The organism is Nocardioides sp. CPCC 206348 (assembly GCF_048654705.1).
In the GTDB taxonomy this organism is placed as follows: Bacteria; Actinomycetota; Actinomycetes; order Propionibacteriales; family Nocardioidaceae; genus Nocardioides.
Genome location: NZ_JBMCZA010000005.1, coordinates 1 through 8578, shown reverse-complemented (window position 1 = coordinate 8578; position 8578 = coordinate 1). Strand labels below are relative to the sequence as shown.

General features: G+C 70.0%; 8 protein-coding genes. 7 read left to right on the top strand and 1 reads right to left on the bottom strand.

Annotated elements, in window-relative coordinates; translation table 11 throughout:
- From ACOADB_RS00070 to ACOADB_RS00045, 6 genes are all read left to right on the top strand, one after another.
- A partial coding sequence (locus tag ACOADB_RS00070) for a sugar ABC transporter substrate-binding protein (protein ID WP_378595877.1) occupies positions 1–615 on the top strand: 615 nt, incomplete at its 5' end.
- 73 nt (positions 616–688) lie between these two features.
- Positions 689–1687 (top strand): alpha/beta fold hydrolase, encoded by a 999-nt coding sequence (locus ACOADB_RS00065; protein WP_378595876.1) that lies wholly within the window; start codon positions 689–691, stop codon positions 1685–1687.
- 93 nt (positions 1688–1780) lie between these two features.
- Complete coding sequence (locus ACOADB_RS00060; protein WP_378595875.1) at positions 1781–3337, top strand: aldehyde dehydrogenase; 1557 nt, start codon at positions 1781–1783, stop codon at positions 3335–3337.
- A gap of 29 nt (positions 3338–3366) precedes the next feature.
- The gene (locus ACOADB_RS00055; protein ID WP_378595874.1) at positions 3367–5313 is read left to right on the top strand and encodes an FAD-dependent oxidoreductase; all 1947 of its coding nucleotides are present in this window, start codon (positions 3367–3369) and stop codon (positions 5311–5313) included.
- Positions 5314–5344: 31 nt separating this feature from the next.
- A complete protein-coding gene (locus ACOADB_RS00050) occupies positions 5345–5812 on the top strand; it encodes a nuclear transport factor 2 family protein (RefSeq protein ID WP_378595873.1) in 468 nt (155 codons plus the stop codon).
- Positions 5803–6819 carry an alcohol dehydrogenase catalytic domain-containing protein gene (locus tag ACOADB_RS00045; protein ID WP_378595872.1) on the top strand — a complete coding sequence of 339 codons (1017 nt, stop codon included), beginning with the start codon at positions 5803–5805 and terminating at the stop codon, positions 6817–6819. The genes ACOADB_RS00050 and ACOADB_RS00045 overlap by 10 nt, the downstream gene beginning before the upstream one ends.
- Before the next feature lie 9 nt (positions 6820–6828).
- On the opposite strand, the gene ACOADB_RS00040 is transcribed toward ACOADB_RS00045, so the two are convergent.
- Complete coding sequence (locus tag ACOADB_RS00040; RefSeq protein ID WP_378595871.1) at positions 6829–7449, bottom strand: TetR family transcriptional regulator; 621 nt, start codon at positions 7447–7449, stop codon at positions 6829–6831.
- Positions 7450–7595: 146 nt separating this feature from the next.
- On the opposite strand from ACOADB_RS00040, the gene ACOADB_RS00035 reads away from it, so the two are divergent.
- On the top strand, positions 7596–8578 hold a 983-nt coding region (locus ACOADB_RS00035; RefSeq protein ID WP_378595870.1), incomplete at its 3' end, for an NADP-dependent oxidoreductase.

Genomic DNA, 8578 nt, shown 5'->3' with positions numbered 1-8578 from the left:
CCCGACGGCGAGAACCTCGCCAAGTGGGCCATCAAGGACTCCGGCGGCGTTGCGCACATGGTGATGGTCACCATCTCTGCCTTCCCGTCGCTCCAGACCACCGTCGACGGCATGGAGAGCGTCCTCGGCGACTACTGCCCGGCCTGTTCCTCGGGCGTGCTCGACCTGACCGTCGAGGACCTCGCCGGCGGCCAGGTCGCAGCGAAGCTGATCGCCTACCTGCAGACGAACCCGAAGACGAACTACGTCGTCTTCAACTTCGGCGACCTGGAGATCGGTGTCCCCGAGGCGCTCAAGGCTTCGGGCTTCGAGGACAAGGTCAAGCTGATCGGCAACGGTGCCGGCCCGCAGCAGTTCCAGGCGCTGATCGACGGCGGCATGGACGCGGCGTGGGTCGCCTACCCGGCGGTCTACTCCGGCTGGGAGATGGTCGACGCGGCCCTGCGCCTCGCCGACGGCGGTGAGCTGCCGGCTGGCTACCAGGAGGAGATCGCGGCCCTGCCGTCGTACATCGTCGACAGCGGTGACGGCGCGAAGGCACTCGAGCCGTCCCTCGACTACCCCGGACCCGAGGGTTACGAGGACCAGTTCAAGGCGCTCTGGCAGGTCAACTGAGACCGGTGGCGCCGGACGCCCTGCGGTCCGGCGCCATCGGTTCCCTCTCGGGCAAGCGAGAAGTGAGGTCGTCATGTTGAGTACCGATGTCAGGCTGGACCTGCCGTCGTCTGCCACGCCGGAGGGCGTGGGGGAGCTGAGTCTGGCGGCGACCGTGTTCGCGCCGGCCGAGGGCAGCGGAGGGCGCGAACAGGTGCTGGTCTGTTGGCCCGGAGGCTCCTACGGACGGGACTACTGGGACATCCAGCTTCCGGGGCATGAGGGCTACAGCTTCGCCGAGCACATGACCACTCGTGGGTTCATCGTGATTGCAGTTGACCCACTCGGCGTAGGGGACAGCGGTCGTCCCGAGGACGGCACGCTGTGCACCTACGAAGCGCTCGCCGACGCGGCGAACGGGGCCGTGACGGTCATCCGGAGCCGGCTCGAGGACGGGACGCTGGTCGCGGAGCTGGCGCCTGTCGCGATGCCGAGGATCGTCGGCGTGGGCCACTCCATCGGCGGCGGACTGGTCACGATCCAGCAGGCGCGGTGGGGCAGCTACGACGCCATCGCCGTGCTGGGTTTCACCCACGGGGTCAAGGATCGTGCGGTCGACGCAGCGGACGACCCGACCGTCCGCGCGACGGCGGTCGACCAGGCACGAGTGTTCTGGGGTGACCAGTGGGACGCCCGCTACGGCGTCGTCGACAAGTCTCCCCACCAGGTCTGGTTGAACGGGCCGGATGTCCCGGCCGACATCGTGGCGGCAGACAACGCCAACTCGGTGATCTGGGCGGCCGAGACCTATGTCGACGCACTTCATGTCGGCTTCACGAGCGCGTACGCGGCCAGGGTGGCATCACCGGTGATGGTCGTGTTCGGCGAGAACGACATTGCTGAGCGACCGCGCGAAGAGCCCGCGTTCTACGTGGGTTCCGCCGACATCACCCTGTTCGTGCTGGCGGGCAGCTATCACTGCCACAACTTCCAGGACGGTCGAGCGACGCTCTGGGACCGTCTCGGCGTCTGGGTGACGGAGGTGATTCACCCACCCGCCCGACCTCTTGTGGCGGGCGTCACCATCCCGTAAATTGAATCGAACTGGGTTCATTCCTGCTGGAGTGCAGGCGAGCCCGGTTCTCACCCGGGCCCCAGGGCCCGTCACGAGTGGAAGGTCATCCCCATGGCAACCATTGATCACCAGGCATTCTTCATCGACGGCGCATGGCGTGCCGCGCAGACCGATGACCGGTTCGACATCATCTCGCCGAGGTCCGAAGAGATCATCGGCCACGTCCCGGCGGCTTCCCGTGCCGACATCGACGCTGCCGTCGGCGCCGCCCGCAAGGCGTTCGACGAGGGGGAGTGGCCTCGGCTGACGCCGGCCGAGCGCGCTGACTACCTCACCCGGATGGCGGACGCGATCGCCAAGCGGCAGGACGAGCTCGCCCGGCTGATCACCGAGGAGCTCGGCTGCACCCTGTTCCTCTCGCAGGTCTACCAGGTCATCTCCCCGGTGATGAGCCTCAACTACAACGCCGAGATCGGCCGCAGCCTCGACACCGCCCAGGTGCGGCTCAGCGACCTCGGCCCGCTGGCCGCCAGCTCCGAGGGCGGCAGCATCATCCCGATGGCGGGCGCCAGCCTCGTGACCCAGGAGCCGATCGGCGTGGTGGCGGCCTTCCCGGCGTACAACTTCGCCTTCCCGGCCGTGCCGCAGAAGGTCGCCCCGGCCCTGATCGCCGGGTGCACCGCTGTGGTCAAGGTGACCGAGCCCAACCCGCTCGCCACCTTCATCTACGGCGACATCTGTGCGGAGATCGGCCTGCCCCCGGGCGTCATCAACATCGTGGCTGCCCGCGGACCGGAGTCGGAGTACCTCGTCCGGCACCCGGGTGTGGACATGGTCAGCTTCACCGGCTCCGTGCAGACCGGCGCCCGGATCGCCGCCGCCTGCGGCGAGCTGATCCGCCCCTGCGTGCTCGAGCTCGGTGGGAAGTCGGCCGCGATCGTCCTCGACGACGCGAAGCTGGAGGACGCCCTCCCGGTCCTGATCGGCGCGAGCGTCGGCACGAACGCCGGACAGAGCTGCGTCGCACTCACCCGGCTGGTCGTCCCCGCTGCGCGCTACGACGAGTACGCCGAGGCGCTCGTCGAAGGTTTCCGGTCGCTGAAGATCGGCGACCCGATGGAGTCCGACACGGTGATCAGCCCCCTCGTCACCGAGCGCCAGCGCGACCGCGTGGAGGAGTACGTCGAGCTCGCCCGCAAGGAGGGCGCCACGATCGCCACCGGCGGTCGGCGTCCGGCCGGCCTCGACCGGGGCTGGTACTTCGAGCCCACGCTGGTCACGGACGCCGACAACTCGATGCGGGTCTCGCGTGAGGAGATCTTCGGCCCGATGGCCTGCCTGATCCCGCACCACGGCGAGGAGGACGCGATCCGGATCGCCAACGACAGCGAGCTCGGCCTGTCCGGCGCGGTCTTCACGGCCGACGACGCCCACGGGTTCGAGGTCGCCCGCAAGGTCCGGGCCGGCACGTTCTCGGTGAACACCTTCGCGGCCGACCTGGGCTCGCCCTTCGGTGGCTTCAAGAAGTCCGGCATCGGCCGCGAGCACGGGCCGACGGCGTACCAGGAGTTCCTGCACTACAAGACCATCTCGGTCGACCCCAGCCGCAGCCTGCCCGAGTCGGTCACCGACGGCGTTCGCCGCGGCACCGGTCCGGGCACGCACTGAGCCGGCTGAACACCGAAACAGGAGCCCCGATGGCCGACCAGTTCCCGCACGTCTTCTCGCCGTTCCGGATCGGCGGCTTCGACGTCCGGAACCGGCTGGTGGCCCTGCCTGCGGGGACCAGCCTGGTCGAGCACGGCGTGCCCACGCACGGGGACGTCGAGCACTTCGAGCGGCTCGCGGCCGGGGGAGTCGGGCTGGTCATTGCCGGGGCGATGGTCGTCCACCCGACGTCGGCACTGAGGTCGGGCAAGCTGGTCGAGGGTTACCTCGACGCGGTCGTGCCGGTCATGGCGGAGAAGGCGGACGTCGTGCATCGCCACGGCGCCCGCTTCATCGGCCAGCTGTGCCACCTCGGCCGCGAGTTCATCGGCGGTGAGTCCGACAACGCCCCGGTGGCGCCGTCGGCAATCAAGACCGTCCGGGACGCCTATCCGCCGCACGTGCTCACGCACCGCGAGATCGACGACATCGTCGAGGGCTGGCGGGTCTCGACCGAGAACCTGGTCAGGGCCGGTCTCGACGGCGTCGAGATCCACGCGGCGCACGGCTACCTGCCGGCGCAGTTCATGTCCGCGTCGACGAACCAGCGGACCGACGAGTTCGGCGGATCGTTCGAGAACCGGATGCGTTTCCTGCACCTCGTGATCGAGGCGATGCGGTCGGTGACGCCGGCCGGGTTCGCCCTCGGCGTACGGCTCAGTGGTGAGGAGGAGATCCCGGGCGGCATGGGGATCGAGGACTGCGTGCGGATCGCGGAGGACTTGGCCGCGCTCGGCGTCGTCGACTACTTCAGCATCACCCACGGGACCCGTGGCAAGTACGTCAAGGATTCCACCGGGCCGGACGCGGTGGCCGTCCCTTCGGCGTCGCGCGTGCGCGCCGCCACCGGCCTGCCCACCCTCGTCGGTCAGCGGATCCGCGACGTCGGCACCGCCGAGCACGTCATCAAGGCAGGTCACGCCGACCTGGTCGGCATGGCTCGTGCGCTGATCGCCGACCCGGACCTGCCGGTGAAGTCGCAGTCCGGGCGCCTCGACGAGGTCCGCGGCTGCCTGGGCATCAACCAGGACTGTCGCGCCTTCGACCCGCACCTGCACTGCGCGGTCAACGCCGAGGTGGGACGCGGCCGGCTGCCCGGCGTCGGCGTCCAGGTCGCGCGGTCCAGGGAGATCTATGTCATCGGTGGCGGTCCCGGTGGTCTCGAGGCAGCGCGCGTGGCCGCCGAGCGTGGTCATCGGGTGACGCTCTTCGAACGCGGGACGGCGCTCGGGGGAGCGGTGCGCGTCGCCGCTGCCTCGCCGCATCGCGCGACCCTGATCGACATCGTCGACCACCTCGACCGCGAGACCCGGCGACTCAAGGTCGACATCAACCTCGGCGCCGAGATCGGTGCGGACGACCTCGAGGAGATCGGCGGTCTCGCCGACCACGTCGTGATCGCCACCGGTTCGGTGCCGGCTCCGCTGACGACGGGCCTGCTCGGCCGCGGCGCCGTCACGGTCGACGACGTACTCCTCGGGAGGGTGCCGGAGACTCCGGGCGTCGCTGTCGTGTACGACGAGGACGACGGGTTCTGGCCCGCGTACAGCGCTGCCGAGGCCTTGGCCCAGCGTGGCTGGCAGGTGACCTTCGCGACGGCGATGACCTCGCTTGCACCGCGGGTGCCCGCCGAGAGCGTGGGTCCGTTGCTGCAACGCCTCGGCGCTGCGGGGGTGACCCTGCAGGTGGCCCACCGGCTGGTCGTTCCCGATGACGCCGGTGCGGTTGCGTTGCGTCCGGTGTTCGGTGGCCAGGAGGTCAACGTCGGCCAGGCACTGCTGGTCGCGCACCAGCCCCGGCACAGCGACGACGCCTTGCAGCGCACGTTGTCGGCCGACGGTCTCGGCGGCAAGGTCACCGCGATCGGTGACTGCGTGACGCCCCGCAGGATCAGCCACGCCATTGCCGAGGGCTATCGCGTCGGCGCCACCGTCTGATGAAGCACGAACCACGAGAAGAGGCAGAGCGATGACCAGTGTCGAGGACCGGATCCTCATCGAGGACCAGATCTACAAGTACGCGTCGAGCATCGACTCGGCGAACCCGGAGGCGCTGTACGACGTCCTGTACCCGGACCTGTGGGCGCAGTACGGCAACGCCGAGCCCGCGGAGAGCGCCGAGACCGTGATCGGCTGGATCCGCGACGCGACCAAGAACTGCGTGTGGCAGCACCACCTGCTGAGCGTCTATCACGTCGACGTCCAGGGGGACACCGCGACCGCGCTGGTCTACCACACGTCGTACCAGAAGTTCGAGGGCGACGACGACGTGTGCCTCCTCGTCGGTCGCTACCACGACGAGCTGGTGCGGCACGAGGGGAAGTGGATGATCTCCCGGCTGGTCTTCGAGATCATGTGGGGGGAGCGGCGTGCGGACACGGCCGGTTATCTCGAGGCCGTCGGTGGCCGTGGACCCCAGGTCCCGATGTGGCCGTAGCCATGATGCCGGCGTACCGACTCCTCGGCTGGGGTTGCGACGTCGAGCGGGTCGAGGTGCCGGTGCCGGTGCCCCTCGGGCGGGAGGTCCTCCTCGAGGTCCGGGCCGTCGGCCTGTGCCACTCGGACCTCTTCGTGATGGGCTGCCCGGAGGGCACGCTGCCGTACGACCTCCCACTGACCCTGGGCCACGAGGTCGCCGGCCGGGTCGTCGCGGTCGGCGATGAGGTCGACGCCTCGCTGATCGGCGAGGACGGCGTCGTGCACGGCGTCTGGTCGTGCGGCAAGTGCCACAACTGCCTGCGCGGCCAGGACAACCACTGCGTCGCTCTCGAGGGCAAGGTCGGGTGCGGGCTGGGTCGCGACGGCGGACTGGCCGAATACGTCCTGCTGCCGGACGAACGCCACTTCGTGACCGCCCGGGGTGTGCCTGCGGAGAAGCTCGCGCCGCTGGCCGACGCGGGTCTGACGGCCTATCACGCGATCCGGGCCCATCGCGACGCCCTCATGGGGGACTGCTCGGCGGTGGTGATCGGCGTCGGCGGCCTCGGCCACCTGGCCGTCCAGATCCTGCGTGCGATCACCACGGCGCAGGTGACGGCCGTCGATCCCCGGCCCGAGGCCTGTGCGCTGGCGGAGCGGCTCGGAGCTCACCTGACGACGACGTCCGTCGACGGACTGGCCGGAGCCGATGTCGTCCTCGACTTCGTCGGGTCGGACGAGACCATGCGCGCGGGCGCTGCGGCGCTGGTGCCCGGCGGTCGACTGGTCGTCGTCGGCGGAGCGCGCGGCACCATCGCGGTCGGCAAGGGCCTGGACCTGCCGCTGGGCTGGCAGGTCAGTGCGCCCTTCTGGGGTGCGCGGGAAGACCTCGTCGCGGTCGTCGAGCTCGCCGAGCAGGGGCTGCTCGCCCCGGTGATCGAGACGGTGCCGTTCAGCGACGTGCCGCAGGCCTACGCGCAGCTGCGCGAGGGCCGGGTGACGGGACGACTCGTCGTCGTTCCCTAGAAGTCAGGCTCAGACGACGACGCGGAGCACCGCGTCCGAGGTGAGTACGCCGATCTCGTCGAGCGTGTGCGGACCGCCGGGGCGGTACCACCGCCACACGCCGACGACGAGCGCGAGCGCCATGCGCGCGGACAGCTCGACGTCGCGGTCGGCGAAGGCGCCGCTGTCGACACCGCGCTGCATCAGGGCGGTCCACGCCTGCTCGATCTCGCGCACCAGTGCGCGGGACTGCAGGCGCTCCTGCTCCTCCTTCTCGGAGGGTCGGGGGGTGGCGAGCAGGTCGAGGTGGTTCTGCAGGATCCGGCGCTGCAGGGCGTCGCGCGCGCTGCCGACGTAGGCCGAGCTGACCGCGAGGCGCAACGCCTCGACCGGGTCGTCGACCGACGTGGTGACGTCCTGGAAGCGCTCCAGCGAGCGGGTGAGCTCGAGCCGCATGATGGTCAACAGGCAGTGCGCCTTCGACTCGAAGTAGTGGTAGAGCGCGGTCTGTCCGATGCCGACGTCGTCGGCGATCGAGGCCCACTTGGTGTGTTCGTAGCCGTCACTGCCGAAGCGGTCGATGGCTGCCGCGACGATGGCAGTGCGCTTCGAACGGGCGCTTTCGGCCCGCGGAGCTGTCGTTGTCTGCATGGCTCCCCTTCCCGAGACCGTGGTCGCTCAGGGTAGCGGCACGGGTTCCCGGCTTCGGCTCGATTCATGGCCTTCGTGCGGTTGCAGCCCGGCGCATGAACTGATATCACTTCAAGTATGACCGATCACCGACACTCTCCACAACCATGACCTGGGTCGGGCGGGAGGTCCGGGTCCGGCGGTACCCCGCCGGACCGGTCGCACCCGGTGACTTCGAGGTGGTCGAGATCGAGGTTCCCGATCCGGCGCCGGGCCAGGTGCTCGTCCGCAACACGTGGACGTCCGTCGATCCTGGACTGCGGCTGCGCCTGCGGCCCGATGCGCCGGCGGGCTACTTCGCAGCGTTCCCGCTGGGCCAGGCGATGGACGGCGTCATGGCGCTCGGCGAGGTGGTCGAGTCCCGCGCGCCGGGCTTTGCACCCGGCGACATCGTGTCCCACGCCCAGGGCTGGCGGGAGTACGCCGTCGTCGACCCGGCTGCGATCCAGCTCGGCGGCGTCGGCACCCTCACCCGGCTCGACGTCGGCGATGCGGAGGTGTCGTGGTTCCTCGGGCCGCTCGGCGGGATGGGGCTGACGGCGTACGCCGGCCTGCACGTCGTCGATGCCCTCAGGGGTGGTGAGACCGTCTGGGTCTCAGCGGCCGCGGGCGCGGTCGGCAGCCTCGTCGCACAGATCGCGAAGCTCTGCGGCCACCGGGTGATCGCGAGTGCGGGCAGCGACGAGAAGGTCGCCTGGCTCCGCGAGGACCTCGGCGTCGAGGCCTTCAACTACCGCGACGGCGACCTGGGCGCCCAGCTGCAGGATCTCGCTCCGGAGGGGATCGACGTCTACTTCGACTCCGTCGGAGGCGACCACCTCGAGGCCGCCCTGGACCACCTCAACCGCAGCGGCCGGGTCGCTATGTGCGGCTCGATCTCGGAGTACGAGTCGGAATCGAAGGGGCCGCGCAACCTGTTCCTCACCGTCTCCAAGGACCTCACGCTCCGTGGCTTCCGCGGCAGCAGCAACCTGCACCTGCGCGAGGAGATGCAGGACCGGCTGGCCGCGTGGCTCCGCAGTGGCGAGCTCGTGCATCGCGAGAGCGTCTTCGCCGGACTCGAGTCGGCGCCCCGGGCGCTCGCGGAGAT